Source organism: Pantoea sp. PGP6, assembly GCF_053474785.1.
Genome location: NZ_JBQBMA010000001.1, coordinates 3,398,412 through 3,414,742, shown reverse-complemented (window position 1 = coordinate 3,414,742; position 16,331 = coordinate 3,398,412). Strand labels below are relative to the sequence as shown.

The following is a 16,331-nucleotide window of genomic DNA, read 5'->3' as shown; positions in this document are numbered from 1 at the left end:
GCTGCGGATGTGTGATGAACAGAGAAAATAAGCTGCTGCTGGCGGCGCTGGTGCTGGCCGGGCTGAATATGCGGCCCCTGATGACTTCGGTCAGTCCGCTGCTCGAACAGTTACGACAGAGTATTGGGCTGTCGCCGCTGGCGGCGTCGCTGCTGCCCGCCGTACCGATGATGATGATGGGGATGATCGCCCTGACCAGCGCCCGGCTGATGCAGCGCTTTTCGGTGCGTAAGCTCCTGCTGGGCGGCCTGTTTCTGCTGCTGCTGGCGCTGGTGAGCCGATTATTTATCAGCGATGGTCGCTGGCTGGTGCTGAGCACGATACCGGGCGGCGCGGGAATTGGCGTGGTGCAGATGGCGATGCCAGGGCTGATTCGTCAGCGCTTTAGCCGTCGCAGTGCGCCGGTGACTGGCCTGTGGGCCGGCGCGCTGATGGGCGGCGGTGGAATTGGCGCGGCGCTGACGCCGTGGCTGAATACGCATGTCGGCTGGCAGGGTGCGCTGAGCAGCTGGACGCTGCCGGTGGTGCTGGCGCTGTTGCTGTGGCTGTTTATTCCGACCGCTGCGCCAGCAAAAGCGGCGGCGGTCGCGCTGCCCGCCTTGTGGCGCAAAACCCGCGCCTGGACGCTGGCGTTAAGTTTCGGGCTGGTAAACGGCGGTTATGCGATCTGCGTTGCCTGGCTGCCCGATTTCTATCATCAGCTGGGCTGGAGCGCCCAGGCCGGTGGTTCGCTGCTGGGCATGATGATTGGTTGTCAGGTGACAGGTGCGCTGCTGCTGCCGCTGCTGGCACGCGGTAACGATCGCCGGCCGCTGCTGCTGCTGACCCTGACGCTGCAGCTTTGCGGCATGCTCGGTTTTCTGCTGGCACCGCAGGCGGCACCGTGGCTCTGGGCCGGGATCGCGGGTGTCGGACTCGGCGGCGCGTTCCCGCTGGCGCTGGTTCTGGCGCTGGATCATCTGGCACAACCGCAGGCAGGTGCGCGGCTGGTGGCGTTTATGCAGGGTATCGGTTTTATGATCGCTGGCAGCATGCCGTTTATCGCCGGACAGCTGCGTACGCTGACCGATCATTTCACCAGCGTCTGGCTGCTACAGGCGACAGTCACGCTGGTGCTGATCGTGCTGAATCTGCGGTTTCATCCGCGCAGCTATCCGCAGGCCTTTCCCGAGCAGCATCATTGATTTTGGTCCTACCAATTACGGAAAAATTTTTCTGTGGTTCACACATCGGGAAAATTTACGCCGCTTTTGTTGCCTTGCATTAACAATGCATTAACTATCTGTTGCCATAAAGCCCGAGGATGTGATTTTTGGTCAGACCAAATATCGCATCGGGCTGATGGTGCGCGGCAGGCTGCTGTACGCGTACCACGTTTCCTCTTCCTCTGGAGATAGCGGCATGCAGCTGTGGCAACAAAACTACGATCCGTTGGGCAATATCTGGCTTTCAAGCCTGGTGGCGCTGATTCCGATTCTGTTTTTCTTTTTTGCGCTGATCAAGCTCAGGCTGAAAGGTTATCTGGCGGCCAGCATCACCGTGGGACTGGCGCTGCTGGTGGCGCTGTTTCTCTATCAGATGCCGGTGGCGCAGGCCCTGGCGTCGGTGGTTTATGGCTTTCTCTATGGCCTGTGGCCAATCGCCTGGATCATTGTCGCGGCGGTCTTCGTCTACAAAATTTCGGTCAAAACCGGTCAGTTCGATATTATCCGCGCCTCAATCCTGTCGATTACGCCCGATCAGCGCCTGCAGATGCTGATTGTCGGCTTCTCGTTTGGTGCCTTCCTTGAAGGGGCCGCCGGCTTTGGCGCGCCAGTGGCGATCACCGCCGCGCTGCTGGTCGGACTGGGTTTTAATCCGCTGTATGCTGCCGGGCTGTGCCTGATCGTGAATACCGCGCCGGTCGCCTTTGGCGCGATGGGCATTCCGATTATTGTGGCGGGGCAGGTGACCGGACTCGACAGCTTCGCCATCGGGCAGATGGCCGGGCGGCAGTTACCGCTGCTGACGCTGATCGTGCTGTTCTGGATTATGGCGATCATGGATGGCTGGCGCGGCGTCAAAGAGACCTGGCCGGCGGTGCTGGTGGCCGGCGGATCGTTTGCTATCGCCCAGTTCCTTAGCTCCAACTTTCTCGGGCCGGAACTGCCGGATATCATCTCGTCTCTGGCCTCGCTGATTTCGCTGACGCTGTTTCTGCGCGTCTGGAAGCCGGTGCGTATTTTCCGCTTTGAGAATGGCGGCGCAGCGCCAGGCGAGCAGCCCGCCGTTCAGCCGGTGGTACAGCAAAAATACCGGCTCGGGCAGGTGGTACGCGCCTGGATGCCGTTCCTGTTTCTGACTGCGACCGTCACATTGTGGAGCATCCCGCCGTTTAAAGCGCTGTTCGCCAAAGGCGGCGCGCTGGCTGACTGGGTGCTGAACGTACCGGTACCGCTGCTCAACGAAGGGGTAGCGCGTATGCCGCCGGTCGTAGGCAGCGCCACGCCTTATCCGGCTATCTTTAAGTTCGATCTCTTTTCCGCCACCGGCACCGCGATCCTGATTGCGGCGATCGTCGCGGTACTCTACCTGAAGATGAAACCCAGGGCTGCGCTGCAAACTTTTGGTGAAACGCTGAAAGAGCTGGCGCTGCCGATCTACTCGATTGGCATGGTGCTGGCCTTCGCCTTTATCTCTAACTACTCCGGCCTGTCAGCCACCCTGGCGTTAGCGCTGGCGCACACCGGCCACGCTTTTACCTTTTTCTCGCCGTTCCTCGGCTGGCTCGGGGTGTTCCTGACCGGCTCGGATACCTCGTCGAACGCCCTGTTCGCCGCGTTGCAGGCCACTACCGCGCAGCAGATTGGCGTATCGGACGTGCTGCTGGTGGCGGCCAACACCACCGGCGGCGTCACCGGCAAGATGATCTCGCCGCAGTCGATCGCCATCGCCTGTGCGGCGGTCGGACTGGTCGGCAAAGAGTCTGACCTGTTCCGCTTTACCGTTAAACACAGCCTGATTTTTACCTGTATGGTCGGCGTGATTACCACGCTGCAGGCATACGTCTTCCCCTGGATGATTCCATGAATACCGTTTCCGATCCGCTGGTGACGCGCCTCCGGGCGTATATCACTGAACATCAACTGACACCGGGCATGCGGCTGCCTGCTGAGCGGCAGCTCTCGGCCGAACTCGGGGTGTCGCGCTCGTCGCTGCGTGAAGCGTTACAGCAGCTGATCAGCGGCGGCATGCTGGTCAGCCGTCGCGGCGGCGGCACCTGGGTCCGGCAACAGCTGGAACCCTGGTCGGAACAGCGCATCGTTGAACCGATTCGCCAGTTGTTACGCGACGATCCTGACTATCGCTACGACATTCTCGAGGCACGACATGCGATTGAAGCCAGCACCGCCTGGCACGCAGCGCTGCGTGCCACCGAGGCGGATCGCGAGCGGCTGCAGTACGCCTTCGACGCTACGCTGAAGCTGAAAGAGAGTGACGATCCTGACCTTGCCGCTCAGGCTGACGTGCGCTTTCACCTGGCGATTGCCGAGGCCTCTCACAATCTGGTGCTGCTGCAAACCATGCGCGGTTTCTTCGAACTGCTGCAATCCTCGGTGATGCAAAGCCGCCAGCGGATGTATACCCAGCCGGCGATATTCGCCCGGCTGACGGAGCAACATCAGGCGCTGCTGGACGCCATTCTCGCCGGGGATGCCGAGGGCGCACGCCAGGCGGCGATGCAGCATCTCGGGTTTGTTCACACCACGATGAAAAATCTGCATGAGGATGAAGCGCGCCAGGCGCGCATCACCCGCTTACCGGACACTGAATCACGTAACCGTAAGGAATCTGATTGATGATTATCTCTGCTGCCAGTGACTATCGCGCCGCCGCGCAACGCATCCTGCCGCCTTTCCTGTTCCACTATCTCGATGGCGGGGCGTATGCCGAGCACACCCTGCGCCGGAATGTGGAGGATCTCTCTGACGTGGCGCTGCGCCAGCGCATTCTGAAGAACATGTCAGAGCTGAGCCTGGAAACGAAATTATTCAATGAGACGCTGTCAATGCCGGTGGCGCTGGCACCGGTCGGACTGTGTGGCATGTATGCCCGTCGTGGTGAAGTGCAGGCGGCGCGGGCGGCGGCGCTGAAAGGGATTCCGTTTACTCTGTCGACGGTTTCCGTCTGCCCGATTGAAGAGGTCGCACCGCAGATTAATCGCCCGATGTGGTTCCAGCTCTACGTGCTGCGCGACCGCGGGTTTATGCGCAATGCGCTGGAGCGCGCCAAAGCCGCTGGCTGCTCGACGCTGGTGTTTACCGTCGATATGCCGACGCCAGGGGCGCGTTACCGTGACGCGCACTCCGGCATGAGCGGTAACCATGCGGCGCTGCGCCGCTACTGGCAGGCGGTCACCCATCCGCAGTGGGCGCTGGATGTCGGATTGCAGGGACGGCCACACGATCTGGGCAATATTTCAACCTATCTGGGTAAACCGACCGGGCTGGAAGATTACATCGGCTGGCTGGCGAACAACTTCGATCCTTCGATCAGCTGGAAAGACCTGGAGTGGATCCGTGAATTCTGGGATGGCCCGATGGTGATCAAAGGGATCCTCGATCCGGAGGATGCGCGTGATGCGGTGCGTTTTGGCGCTGACGGTATCGTGGTCTCCAACCATGGCGGACGGCAGCTGGATGGCGTGCTGTCGTCCGCGCGTGCGCTGCCGGCTATTGCTGATGCGGTGAAAGGCGATATCACCATTCTGGCCGATAGCGGTATCCGCAACGGTCTGGATGTGGTGCGGATGATTGCGCTCGGCGCAGACAGCGTCCTGCTGGGACGGGCCTTTATCTATGCGCTGGCGACCCACGGCCAGCGTGGCGTCGAGAACCTGCTCAATCTGATCGAGAAAGAGATGCGGGTTGCGATGACCCTGACCGGGGCGAAGTCAATCAGCGAGATCACCCGTGAATCACTGGTGCAGGCCGAGGCGGTGCTGAACCCGCAGAGCACCCCGCCACGGCCGCGCGCAGTAAGTTAACCGGCGAAAACGCAGACGTTGTCTATACTTAGCTTCTTTACCAACAGGAGGAATAACATGACCATTCATAAGAAAGGTTCGGCGCACTGGGAAGGCGATATCAAGGGCAAAGGCACCGTCAGCACCGAAAGTGGCGTGCTGAGCCAGCAACCTTATGGTTTCAACACCCGCTTTGAAGGCGAGAAGGGCACCAACCCGGAAGAGCTGATTGGTGCGGCGCATGCAGCCTGTTTCTCCATGGCGTTATCGCTGATGCTGGGCCAGGCGGGTCATCCGCCAGAAAGTATCGACACCACTGCGGACGTCTCGCTGGATAAGAAAGGTGACGGCTTCGCCATTACCAAAATAGCGCTGACCAGCACCATTTCGCTGCCAGGCATTGATGAATCGACCTTCGATGAGATCATCAATAAAGCCAAAGCGGGTTGCCCGGTTTCTCAGGTGCTGAATGCGGAAATCACGCTGGACTACACCCTGAATAACTGATGCCGTCCACCGGTCGCCTTTTTGCGGCCGGGGCGTTATGCTACGCAGTACCGGTCCTGCAGCTGACCGAATCAGATGCGCCTTGTGGCGCATCTTCGCTTTCTGACAGGGAGGAAACCGATGTGACGAAGTATCGGGCGGCAAAAAAGCACTGGAAAATGGTGCTGGTTCTGTTTTGCATCTGTGGCGCGCTGCTGCTGATACGCTGGGCTGCGATGATTTGGGCCTGACCGGATGAACAGGATCTGCCGCCATAAGCTGGGCATATTATTGATGGTGATACTGGTACTTGAAGCGATTCACTTCCTGCTGACCGCCTCCTGGCTGCCGTGGCAATAGCGTCGCCCGGACGTCAACTTTTCACGCCGCCGTGACAATAATGCCGATCAGACGTACGCGTCTTCCCGCCGCCGGGCACGCACGTCGCTGCGCGCAATGCGATACGCCTTGCGTGGGTCACCGACCACAAACTCAAAGGTCGGCGTATAGTAAAACGGCAACCAGCCGCCGAAGCCGCTTTCCCATTCCCAGCGAACCGGGCAGGGCCACAGAATGCCATCATACAAAATGTAATAAACCCAGCGTCCGTTTGGACGACGGGGACGTGATGTTTTCATGGGATTCACAACGGTAGTAGTCAACAACAGCTCATATTTTGTACGCTAAAGCGTCAGCTTGCAACGTTACAGCCGGGTTTATTGTAGTTGGCCCTGTTTTAACGATGCACTTCACCGCACAGCAGGACCACATTGGGCCTGACTTTATGAATACGGTTCGCCATGGTTTCACAGGCGCTTTTGGTCGGAAAGATGTGCTCCGAAACCGGTAAAGCCTCACAGGCATCGTAGCCGCACGCGCTCACTAATAACACAAATCCAATTAACATAGATCGACTCCTTTGCACGGTCTGGTGGTCCGGACTGTGGTGCTTTTTATCCCTTTTTTTGATCCAGTATAGTCAAACGCGTCGGGGGCAGCATTACCCGCCCGAGCTATAGCCACCCGCAGACCGGAAGGCCGACAGCGATACGGGACTGCAGGCGAGAGAACCGGGCACCCTCAGCCCGCGAAATACCAGGCAGGCAGCAGGGCGATCAGGTTATTGAGAGTGTGGAGGAAAATCGGCAACGCCAGGCTATTACTGCGTAAGCGCGCGTAGCACAGCAGCAGCGAAAACAGCGTCAGTGCGATAATCGTCTGCCAGTGAACGTATTGGGTATGCATCACCGCGAACAGCAGCGAGGTGAGCAACATACAGGCGAAGCGGCTGCGGGGCGCCCACAACAGGAAAGCCTGCAACAGGAAACCGCGAAACAGCACCTCTTCAAACACCGGTGCCAGCAGCACCGCCGTCAGCAGCAGGATCAGCAACGAGTTACGTCCCTGCTGCGCCTGCATCACCAGCCAGCCTTCCGGCTGCATAAACTGCATCTGCGCCGCCATCAGCACAAACAGCGCGCCGGTAAACAGCAGCGTCTGCAGCGTACGCAGTTCACCCAGCGGTAAATCGGTGCGGCGCTGACAGTAAAAGCGATAGAGCGGATAGATCACCGCAAATTCAAACAAACAGAGCACCGGCACCAGCAGACCGTCATTACGCAGCACGCCGTAATTAGGGAACAGCGTGATCAGCATGGTGACAAGGTAATAGACCACAAAGCTGCCGACGTAGAACAGCGTCAGTGTCACTCTGTCGGAATTGGTATTCATAGGCGACCCAGCCAGCGAAGGTTAGCGCATAGTAGCAATGCGCCTGATCGCTGTCGAGTCAGCCAATGACACAATATTTAAGCGCTAAATTTTAACCGCAGACTAAACACCCGACGGCACGGGCCGATAACTGAGGAAACAAATCGGGTCAGCTCGGCGCTTCACCGGGCGGGCCTGTTATCCCAAACGGACTTTATGTCGTGTAGTGAGTACTTTTAATGACTTTTGACCCTCCGGCACCGCCGTCACCCTCTTTTGCGCATGCAGCGGAAGATCGCACTGTCCGCTTTACGCGGCGCAGCCTGCGCACGCTTTCGCTGCTGCTGTTCGGTGTGCTGATACTGTCGTTGCTGATGGTGCTGACCATCGCTCAGCGACAGAATAGCGAGTCGATGGCGCACGACCAGTTGCTGATGCAGCAAACGTGGAAAAGTCGCCAGGACGCGATGGTCACCGATATCCGTGACTATGCCTTCTGGGGTGAGGCCTGGCGTAACCTGCACCTGACGGTGAATAAAGTCTGGGCCTACGACGAAGAGAACTTTGGACCGGGCCTGTATGAGGAGTATCACTACGAGGGCGTGTTCGTCGTCGACGGTCACGGACGCACCAGCTACGCGGTGATTAACGGCCAGCTCTCCGATACGCCGCTGGAAGCCTGGCTTGGCAGTCAGAGCCGCGAAATGATTGCGGCCGCGCGTCAGCTCAACAACGCCGCTCTGGTGCGTAACGCCATCATTAATCGTCAGGCAGCCATTGTGGTCGCCGCGCCGATCAGCCGCGGCAAAGTCGCTGCGCTGCCGCTGAAATCGGGGCCGCCGTCGATCATGGTGTTCGTGAATCTGTTTACCCCCGCCAAGCTGAAAGAGCTGGGTGCGGCGCTGGATGTCCGGGGACCGCGGCTGGCCAGCAGCGCGATGGATGCTGAACGCGAACCGCGGATGCTGCAGCCGATTACCGGCAGTACGCCGATGGTGCTGCGCTGGACGCCGAAAATGCCGGGCATGGGGCTGATCTGGTTCCTGCTGCCGCTGCTGGTGATGATGGCGATTATTATCGGGATGATCACCCGCCGCGTCAGCCGTCACGCGCTGTACAACGCCATTCTCTCCGATCGACGCTTTGCCATGCTGGCGATCAGTCAGCAGGAGCTGGCAAACAGCGAGGCCCGTTTCCGCGATCTGGCTGAAGCCGCGTCGGACTGGATCTGGGAGACCGATGAAGAGGGCCGCCTGATCTACCTGTCGGCGCGTTTTCACACCGTAACCGGCCATGAAATCTCCCAGTGGCTGGGGCGTCATATCGATCACTTGCTGACTCACCCCAGCCATTCACTGGTCACCTGGCTACTGCGCCAGGAGCAGGAGCCGCAACAGATGCCGCTGCGCTGCCAGTTTATGTCGGCGCACGGAGACCGGCGGATTGGTCAGCTGGTGGCGAAAACCGTCTGGCACGATCGGCGCTGCATCGGTTTCCGCGGCACGGTGTCAGACATTACCCAGGGAATGGAGGCCGAAGCGCGTATTCAGTTCCTGTCGCGTCACGATGTATTAACCGGCTTGCCCAACCGCGTCCATTTGCAGGAGTTCCTGACGCACCATCTTGAGCTGGCCGACGAAAGCAATCCGCTGATGATTATCAGCCTCGATCTCGATCAATTCCGGCCGATCAACGAAACCTGGGGCCATGCGGCAGGCGATGGCGTACTGAATCAGATGGCCCAGCGCCTGAAAAGCGCTATCGGGCCGCATGAGCTGGCGGCGCGGCTGGGCGGTGATGAGTTTGTACTGGTGCTGCGTGAAGGCAGCCGTGACAAGGTCGATGAACGTTGCGCCCAACTGGTACACGACGTCCAGCAGCCGATCACCACTGGCCAGCACGTTCACTACCTCACCGCCAGCCTCGGCATCGCCTGTGCGCCACAGGATGCCAGCCACCCGGAAGCGCTACTGCGGATGTCCGACATTGCGCTGAATGAAGCGCGTGAAGCCGGACGTAATCAGTGGGTCTGGTACGCCAACGAGATGGCGAACCAGCGCAACAGTAAGCGCGACATGGCGCAGCGTATTGAGAAAGCGCTAAAGAACAACGAATTCCGGCTGCACTATCAGCCGCGCTATCAGCTGCTGAGCGGACAACTGGCCGGCGCAGAAGCATTGATCCGCTGGCAGATCGCGCCCGATCAGTGGATCACGCCGGATCGCTTTATACCGCTGGCGGAAGAGAGCGGGCTGATCGCTACCATCAGCGACTGGGTACTGATGCGCGCCTGTGAAGATGCGCTGGCCTGGGGAGGCGATCGTTATGTGTCGGTCAATATTTCCCCGATGGAGTTTCGCACCACCGACCTGGTTCAGCGGGTGGCGAATACGCTGGCGCGCAGCGGCCTGCCAGCGACGCGGCTGGAGCTGGAAATTACCGAAAATGTCACCTTTGAACATCCCCAGCACGCGCTGGAAGTGATGCAGGGTTTGCGCTCGCTGGGCGTGCGTCTGACGGTTGACGATTTTGGCACCGGCTATGCTGCGCTCGGATACCTGAAAACCTTCCCGTTCAACGGTCTGAAGATCGATCGTTCATGGATGAAAGATTTTCCGGAGTCACAACAGGCGCAGTCGGTAGTGGCAGGGATTATTGCGCTGGCGCGCGCGTTTGCGTTGACCATTACCGCTGAGGGGATTGAGACAGAAGCGCAACTGAATCAGCTCAAGCTGCTATCGTGCGAAGAGGGGCAAGGCTACTTCCTCGGTCGACCGATGCCGCTGGCCGCATTCAGCACGCTTCTGGAAAGAACTACGCAAAGTCCGCCTGAGCAGAGTTAGCGGACTTTAACGGCCACGGCGGTCATCAGCATGGCACAGACGATAAAAATGATAAGTTCCATGATTTCACCTCTCTGGACCTCAGAATATTCTTAAGTATTTTAGCCGCTGACTGTCGTATTTTTAGGCAGCAAGTGCGATTAATCTTAAAAAATGACGCTGATAGCGCAGCGAATTGGCGGTCAGTGGGGATAACTTTACTTTTTTAGGGTTCAGCTCAGCGGGCGCGCTTTGCTACTCTTGGGGCAGGGTTTTACACGTCCAACAGGAGATCACACGTGAAACATTATGGAAAAGCGCTGCTGGTACTGGGTCTGTTTACATTAACGGCCTGTCAATCTGCCAGCAAACCCGACACCACCACCGCGCCGCAGGACCCGGAAGCGGACCGCTGCGGTGCCTCGCAGTATCAGCATTATGTCGGCAAACCATTAACCTCACTGCAGGGTCAGCATTTTGACCAGAAGGTGCGGGCTATCCCGTATAACTCCGCCGTCACCATGGACTTCAACCTCAGCCGGCTGAACTTCCTGGCTGACAAGAGCGGCAATATCAGCCAGGTTTATTGCGGTTAACCCTGAATCAGGCGATTTGTCATAGCATTGTCATAACGGCAGGCGAGGATAGAGCGGCGTTTAAGAGACTTCCTCGTCACTCTCCATAGACAATGCTCGTCTTGTTTATTCCCGCTCCGGCGGGAATTTTTTTATCGCCTTCAGTGCGATAAGGGAGCACAAATGCAGCGGATCATCGGGGCGTTCCTGCCCGTCCTGCTTCTCAGTTCGTCACTGGCGTACGCCTCAACCGACACTGCCTGGCAGCAGAGCCGTCAGGTGATGACGCAGGCCTGTATCAACGCCAGCACCCTGAGCAAGGTCAGAGTCCTCGGCGAGGTTATCGATTATGACGATAGCGTGGGTTACAGCGCGCTGCTGCTGGAAGGCCGCTATCCGCAGCCACAGATGCGGAATAAGCGTGGACGGGAGCTTTGTCTGTTTCAGCGCAGCAGCGGACGCGCCAGCGTCAGCGAAGCCGATCAGCTGCGCTGGGTGAAATAAGCGACTACTCTTCCGGCCGCGTTTCCATCAGCTGCGCCAGCAGGGTGCGATAATTCTGTAGCCGCGTCTCATCGCCTTCGACCTCGAGTTTGTCGATCACCCGTGCGACGATGGTCTTATTGGTGGCGGGCTGTCCCGCCTCCATCAGTTCACGCAGTATGACCGCCAGCAGGTCAGACTCAGGCGGTATCCGCCAGTCCGGGCTATTGAAATAGTCGGTGATAGCTCGGCTGGCGCTGTTAGGTTGCACTCTCATTCCCTACCTCCGCTAAAACAACAACGCCCCTTACGCAGTGGCATAAGGGCTGGGTTTCTCTCCATTGAGTCAGCTCACCTCGCATCTTACTGACGGCGGGCACCGTCATTGTGAGGCTACTGCGTCTGTCAGAATGATCGACGCACCGCACGAGACTGGCGGTTTTTTAAACATAGAACCGGGGGGGATAATTGTCAGTAACAGGCTGAAATATTTTTTCATAGTGATAATTGCCCGATGCGCTACAGGCCGGTTTTGACACCGGAAGCTGCTGTAAACGTTGGCGTAAGGAAAATTTGTGCCAGGCCGTATGCTGAATCAAAGCGGAAAACAGCGTTTTACCGTCTGTGCCATGTTTTGTCAGTCGACAAAGTCAGGGGCGCGGTAAACTTAAGCTTCTCTTTCCTGCAAACCTTCTGCTGATGTCACGCGTAATTGAACCCTGGAAAATTAACCTGATTTCGGTCTGGTTTGGCTGCTTTTTTACCGGCCTGGCGATCAGCCAGATCATTCCGTTTCTGCCGCTCTACCTTGAACAGCTTGGCGTTAGCGGTGGCGAATCGCTCAGCCTGTGGTCTGGGCTGACCTTCAGCATCACCTTTGTCATTTCGGCGGCGGTCGCGCCGCTGTGGGGCAGCCTGGCGGATCGAAAAGGGCGCAAACTGATGTTGCTGCGTGCCGCTTTTGGCATGGGCGTGGTGATTCTGCTGCAGGCGTTTGTCACCGAGGCGTGGCAACTGCTACTGCTGCGCGCGCTGATGGGGCTGACCTCCGGCTATATTCCTAATGCCATGGCGCTGGTGGCGGCGCAGGTGCCGCGTGAACGCAGCGGCTGGGCGCTGAGCTGCGTCTCCACCGGTCAGATTGGCGGGGTGATCCTCGGGCCGATGCTGGGCGGCCTGCTGGCAGACTGGGTCGGATTACGCACCGTGTTTATTGTCACCGCGGTGCTGCTGATGGTCAGCTTCCTGGTCACCTTGTTTTTGATTAAAGAGACCGGATACACCCCGGTCAGCAAAAAAGATAAGCTCAGCGGGCGCGAGGTGTTCCGTTCGCTGGATAACCCGAAGCTGATGGTCTGTCTGTTTTTCACCACCATGGTGATTCAGATGTGCAACGGATCGGTGAACCCGATCCTGACGCTGTTTGTGCGCGAACTGGCACCTGCCGCAGAGAACATCGCCTTTCTCAGCGGCGTTATCGCTGCGTTACCGGGCGTGTCAGCACTGCTCGCCGCGCCCCGACTGGGGCGGTTAGGCGATCGCATCGGCACCCAGCGGATTCTGCTGGCCACTATGGTGATCTCGCTGCTGCTGTTTGTCGCCATGTCGTTTGTCACCAGCGCCACCCAGCTTGGGGTGCTGCGTTTCCTGCTGGGATTTGCCGATGGCGCCATGATGCCGGCGGTGCAGACGCTGCTGGTGCGCCATTCACGCGACAACATCACCGGTCGTATCTTTGGCTATAACCAGTCGTTCATGTACCTGGGCAACGTTGCCGGTCCGCTGCTCGGTGCAGCGGTGTCGGCGGTGGCGGGCTTCCGTTGGGTCTTCTTCGCCACCGCCGTGGTGGTGCTGATTAACGTGGTGTTTCTGAAGCGCTTCTATCGCCGTCCGAAAACCCCTTTGCCGGCGTCGGCTGGCAAATCGTCAGCTCCGCCTGCCAGCGCTGCTGAGTCAGCAAAAACTCAGGACTGACGCTCGGACTCCAGGAATCATCGCCGCCCACGCCCATATGATGCAGATCCAGATGCAGCCAGCAGCCCGCTTCGGGCTGTAGAAGATGGCGATGTGAAGTGTCGCGTAATTGCTCCAGACTGAAGCGGCTGAGCGAAAAGGCAAAATCGCCTCTGACCTGCCAGCTGCCGCTGTCGAGCTGGCGGGTGCCGCCACGCAACCCGTTTTCACTCGGGAAAACATACGGTGTTGTCAGCTGCTGCAACGGCAGTTGCCAGCGCGAGAAGCGGGCAGCTAACTGGCGATCGGGATAGTTTTCATGCGGCCCCAGTCCGAGCCAGCTGACCTGCTGCGGCAGGGTGGCCAGCTGGCAGCGCAGACCGATTCGCGCTGGCGGCGGCAGGCCGGGTGACTGCTCAACGAACAGGTTTATCTGCATCTCGCCCTGGGCACTGATCTGGTAGCGTTTGCGGCTGATAAAGGCCAGCTGGTCATTGGCGTACCAGCCGTGCAGCGTGTCGATTTGTACCGTCTGCGGCAGGCTGCTGGCTTCGATGGATATCAGGCTGCGGATCATCTGGTCATAACCGGCGGCTTTCCAGCGCTCGGCCCAGGCATTGGGATCGACCCGTTCAGCTTCGCTGGTGCCGATGTCATTATCCAGCGGCGCCCGGATAAAGCAGTCACGCAACGGTGAGAGCAGCGTGGGTTGCTGATTAACGTACCACTGCGCCAGTTCGCCGCTGTGGCGTGAAAAGCACCAGCGCTGTTGCTGATGGGTGACGTGAATTTCGCCCTCCTCCTCATGCAGTACCGGCGCACTGCCCGACGCCGGCGGCGAGGGCAGCACCAGCGTCGACGGCAGCGGCCATTGATGCCAGGCAACGCACCAGTCTGCGGGACTCCACTCGGTGGCTTCAATCTGATGTACCGCCAGATTGAGCCAGCATTCTCCCTGCAGCCCGGCGGGCGGCGGCAGCGTAATGCGTTGCCGTCCCTGCGCAGCGAGGTCCAGCCGCATTTCACCTTCAGCCACCCGTTCCCCTGCCTGCTCGATACACCAGCGCAGCACTTCATTGTCGCTACGCCGGAACAGGTATTCACTGCTGACGGTCACGCTGAACGGATCGGCCGCATCGGCCTCGAACTGATAAAACTGCTGAGCGCGCTGCGCTTCAAACAGTGCCGGGTGCGGGCTGCGATCGGCAAACACCAGCCCGTTCATACAGAACTGGCGGTCGTTAGGCTTATCGCCGAAATCGCCGCCGTAAGCCTGCCACGGCTGGCCCTGCTGGTCATAGCGGGTCAGGCTTTGATCGACCCAGTCCCAGACAAAGCCGCCCTGTAAGCGGGGAAACTGACGAAAGGCCTGCCAGTATTTAGCGAAACCGCCAAAGCTGTTGCCCATCGCATGCGCGTATTCACACAGGATCAGCGGACGGGTTTCACCCGGCAGGCTAATCCACTTCTTCAGCGACCATTTCGGCACGGCGGGGAAGGGTTGATCCTGATCGACCCGGGCGTACATCGGACAAATAATGTCGGTGGCCGCGGTGTCGGCACCGCCGCCTTCATACTGGACCGGGCGGGTCGGGTCGGCGCTTTTAACCCAGCGATAGAGCGCATCATGGGTGCTGCCGTGCCCCGACTCGTTGCCCAGCGACCAGATAATGATGCTGCAGTGGTTACGATCGCGCTGCACCATGCGGGTTACGCGTTCGCTGTAAGCAGCAAACCAGCGCGGATCGTCTGAAAGCCGGTTCATCGGCTGCATACCGTGGGTTTCAATATTGGCTTCATCCACCACATACAAACCGTAGCGATCGCACAGCCGGTACCACAACGGATGATTCGGGTAGTGCGAGCAGCGCACGGCATTAAAATTGTGCTGTTTCATCAGCGTAATATCGCGGCGCATCGTCTCCTCATCCATCACCTGACCGCGCTCAGGATGGTGCTCATGACGGTTGGTGCCGCGGATTAACAACGGTTTGCCGTTCAGGCACAGCAGGCCATTATCAATCGTGACCTGACGGAAGCCGACGTCATAGGCTTCCACTTCGATGACCTGCTGATTCTTATCCAGCAGCGCCAGCGTGGCGCGATAAAGATGCGGCGTTTCGGCGCTCCACAACTGGGGCTGTTCCACCCGCATACGCAGCAGGGCGCGTTCCGGATAGTGGCCGCGCTCGTCAATAATCTCGCTGCCGGGCGTCTGCTGGCACTGCGCTATCTGCCGATCTCCCTGCCACAGCGTCAGGCGCAGCTTAACATCGGCGCAGGCCGCGGCGGGCCAGGCTATCTTCACCTCGGCCCGCAGCTCGGCACTGGAAAATTCCGGACTGAGCCGGGTTTCAAGCTGAACGTCGGCCAGCTGGACCGTCGGTTTATGCAGCAGGGTGACATCGCGGAAGATGCCGCTCATCCGCCACATATCCTGATCTTCCAGATAGCTGCCATCGCTCCAGCGCAGCACCATCACCGCCAGCCGGTTATTGCCGGGCCGCAGACAGGCGGTTAAATCGAATTCGGCGGGCAGACGGCTATCCTGCGAGTAGCCGATCCACTGGCCGTTACACCAAAGATGAAAGGCCGAGTTGACTCCGTCGAAGATGATGCGGGTCTGGCCGCTAGCCTGCCACTGAGCGTCGCTAGTGAATGTGAGCGAGTAACATCCGGTCGGGTTTTCCTGCGGAACATAGGGTGGATTGACCGGAATCGGGTATTGCACGTTGGTATAGACCGGCGCGTCGTAGCCGTGCATCTGCCAGTTGGCCGGTACCGAAAGAGTGGCGGCATCGGGCAGATCCTGCAGCAGCCAGCTGGCCGGAACCGCTTCAGGCTGGGTGAAATAGCTAAAATTCCACTGCCCGTTGAGGCTTTTTAGTGAGGGCGAGGGGCGATCGTCGCGCGCGGCGGTCTCGTCGCGCCAGCTGGCGAACGGCGGATGCGCATCCAGCCGGTGCAGTGCGGTGATCACCGGATTTTCCCAGTCACGTCGGGAAATAATGTCATGAAAAGCAGCCTGAGACATGATGAGTTCCTTAAATTGTAATGCGCTCACAATGCGCAAAAATCTTCAGACTGTAAAGCGTCTGCCTTAACGTTTTGAACAAAATAAGCCGATCGCCCTGCGCCCGAAAGGCCGGCAGATGTTGAGATTGTGACGTCATACTGGCTGTAAAGCGTTAAGCCTGGTCAGCAAAGATGAATAGCCGCCCGATACGGAGGATTCTCACTTGTCGGCCTGCAGGCGTCTCCCTACACTCAGCCCGATTTCTTTATCCTGAGGTTGAT

The 16,331-nt window shown here is 58.9% G+C and carries 15 protein-coding genes; 10 read left to right on the top strand and 5 right to left on the bottom strand.

Translation table 11 applies throughout. The features are described from left to right. The first annotated feature begins 14 nt into the window (after window positions 1–14). The 6 genes from ACLIBF_RS16675 (at window position 15) to yniD (ending at window position 5,742) form a co-directional block, all read left to right on the top strand. Window positions 15–1,184 (top strand): cyanate transporter, encoded by a 1,170-nt coding sequence (locus ACLIBF_RS16675; protein ID WP_069727913.1) that lies wholly within the window; start codon window positions 15–17, stop codon window positions 1,182–1,184. Between the two features lie 217 nt (window positions 1,185–1,401). Continuing rightward, window positions 1,402–3,069: an L-lactate permease gene (lldP, locus tag ACLIBF_RS16670; RefSeq protein ID WP_089562357.1), complete on the top strand. Its 1,668-nt coding sequence runs from the start codon at window positions 1,402–1,404 to the stop codon at window positions 3,067–3,069. Beyond that, complete coding sequence (gene lldR, locus ACLIBF_RS16665) at window positions 3,066–3,839, top strand: transcriptional regulator LldR (RefSeq protein ID WP_031377844.1); 774 nt, start codon at window positions 3,066–3,068, stop codon at window positions 3,837–3,839. The genes lldP and lldR overlap by 4 nt, the downstream gene beginning before the upstream one ends. Beyond that, window positions 3,839–5,026 (top strand): FMN-dependent L-lactate dehydrogenase LldD, encoded by a 1,188-nt coding sequence (gene lldD, locus ACLIBF_RS16660; protein WP_046288496.1) that lies wholly within the window; start codon window positions 3,839–3,841, stop codon window positions 5,024–5,026. The genes lldR and lldD overlap by 1 nt, the downstream gene beginning before the upstream one ends. A gap of 57 nt (window positions 5,027–5,083) precedes the next feature. Next, window positions 5,084–5,512, top strand: a complete 429-nt coding sequence (locus ACLIBF_RS16655) for an OsmC family protein (RefSeq protein ID WP_031377843.1) — start codon at window positions 5,084–5,086, stop codon at window positions 5,510–5,512. A 122-nt stretch (window positions 5,513–5,634) separates the two neighbouring features. Then, the gene (gene yniD / locus ACLIBF_RS16650; protein WP_236566394.1) at window positions 5,635–5,742 is read left to right on the top strand and encodes a small membrane protein YniD; all 108 of its coding nucleotides are present in this window, start codon (window positions 5,635–5,637) and stop codon (window positions 5,740–5,742) included. Between the two features lie 156 nt (window positions 5,743–5,898). On the opposite strand, the gene ACLIBF_RS16645 is transcribed toward yniD, so the two are convergent. The 3 genes from ACLIBF_RS16645 to ACLIBF_RS16635 all read right to left on the bottom strand — a co-directional run bounded on the left by ACLIBF_RS16645 (window position 5,899) and on the right by ACLIBF_RS16635 (window position 7,222). Beyond that, a complete protein-coding gene (locus tag ACLIBF_RS16645; protein WP_031377842.1) occupies window positions 5,899–6,129 on the bottom strand; it encodes a hypothetical protein in 231 nt (76 codons plus the stop codon). A 98-nt stretch (window positions 6,130–6,227) separates the two neighbouring features. Beyond that, window positions 6,228–6,398 carry a hypothetical protein gene (locus tag ACLIBF_RS16640; protein ID WP_089562355.1) on the bottom strand — a complete coding sequence of 57 codons (171 nt, stop codon included), beginning with the start codon at window positions 6,396–6,398 and terminating at the stop codon, window positions 6,228–6,230. Window positions 6,399–6,571: 173 nt separating this feature from the next. Beyond that, the gene (locus ACLIBF_RS16635) at window positions 6,572–7,222 is read right to left on the bottom strand and encodes a CPBP family intramembrane glutamic endopeptidase (RefSeq protein WP_031377841.1); all 651 of its coding nucleotides are present in this window, start codon (window positions 7,220–7,222) and stop codon (window positions 6,572–6,574) included. Window positions 7,223–7,440: 218 nt separating this feature from the next. Between ACLIBF_RS16635 and ACLIBF_RS16630 the strand changes: the two genes are divergently transcribed. The 3 genes from ACLIBF_RS16630 to ACLIBF_RS16620 all read left to right on the top strand — a co-directional run bounded on the left by ACLIBF_RS16630 (window position 7,441) and on the right by ACLIBF_RS16620 (window position 11,102). Continuing rightward, window positions 7,441–10,044 carry a bifunctional diguanylate cyclase/phosphodiesterase gene (locus tag ACLIBF_RS16630; RefSeq protein WP_448310130.1) on the top strand — a complete coding sequence of 868 codons (2,604 nt, stop codon included), beginning with the start codon at window positions 7,441–7,443 and terminating at the stop codon, window positions 10,042–10,044. Window positions 10,045–10,322: 278 nt separating this feature from the next. Continuing rightward, the gene (locus ACLIBF_RS16625; protein WP_031377839.1) at window positions 10,323–10,619 is read left to right on the top strand and encodes an I78 family peptidase inhibitor; all 297 of its coding nucleotides are present in this window, start codon (window positions 10,323–10,325) and stop codon (window positions 10,617–10,619) included. A gap of 162 nt (window positions 10,620–10,781) precedes the next feature. Continuing rightward, window positions 10,782–11,102 (top strand): hypothetical protein, encoded by a 321-nt coding sequence (locus ACLIBF_RS16620; protein WP_279809577.1) that lies wholly within the window; start codon window positions 10,782–10,784, stop codon window positions 11,100–11,102. Window positions 11,103–11,106: 4 nt separating this feature from the next. On the opposite strand, the gene ACLIBF_RS16615 is transcribed toward ACLIBF_RS16620, so the two are convergent. Continuing rightward, window positions 11,107–11,358 carry a biofilm development regulator YmgB/AriR family protein gene (locus tag ACLIBF_RS16615; protein ID WP_031377837.1) on the bottom strand — a complete coding sequence of 84 codons (252 nt, stop codon included), beginning with the start codon at window positions 11,356–11,358 and terminating at the stop codon, window positions 11,107–11,109. Between the two features lie 422 nt (window positions 11,359–11,780). Here ACLIBF_RS16615 and ACLIBF_RS16610 point away from each other — a divergent pair, with 422 nt between their 5' ends. Next, on the top strand, window positions 11,781–13,055 hold the full coding sequence (locus tag ACLIBF_RS16610) for a multidrug efflux MFS transporter (protein ID WP_279809576.1): 1,275 nt from the start codon (window positions 11,781–11,783) through the stop codon (window positions 13,053–13,055). On the opposite strand, the gene ACLIBF_RS16605 is transcribed toward ACLIBF_RS16610, so the two are convergent. Beyond that, window positions 12,937–16,068, bottom strand: a complete 3,132-nt coding sequence (locus tag ACLIBF_RS16605; protein WP_279809575.1) for a beta-galactosidase — start codon at window positions 16,066–16,068, stop codon at window positions 12,937–12,939. The two genes, ACLIBF_RS16610 and ACLIBF_RS16605, sit on opposite strands and share 119 nt — an antisense overlap. Window positions 16,069–16,331: the final 263 nt, after the last annotated feature.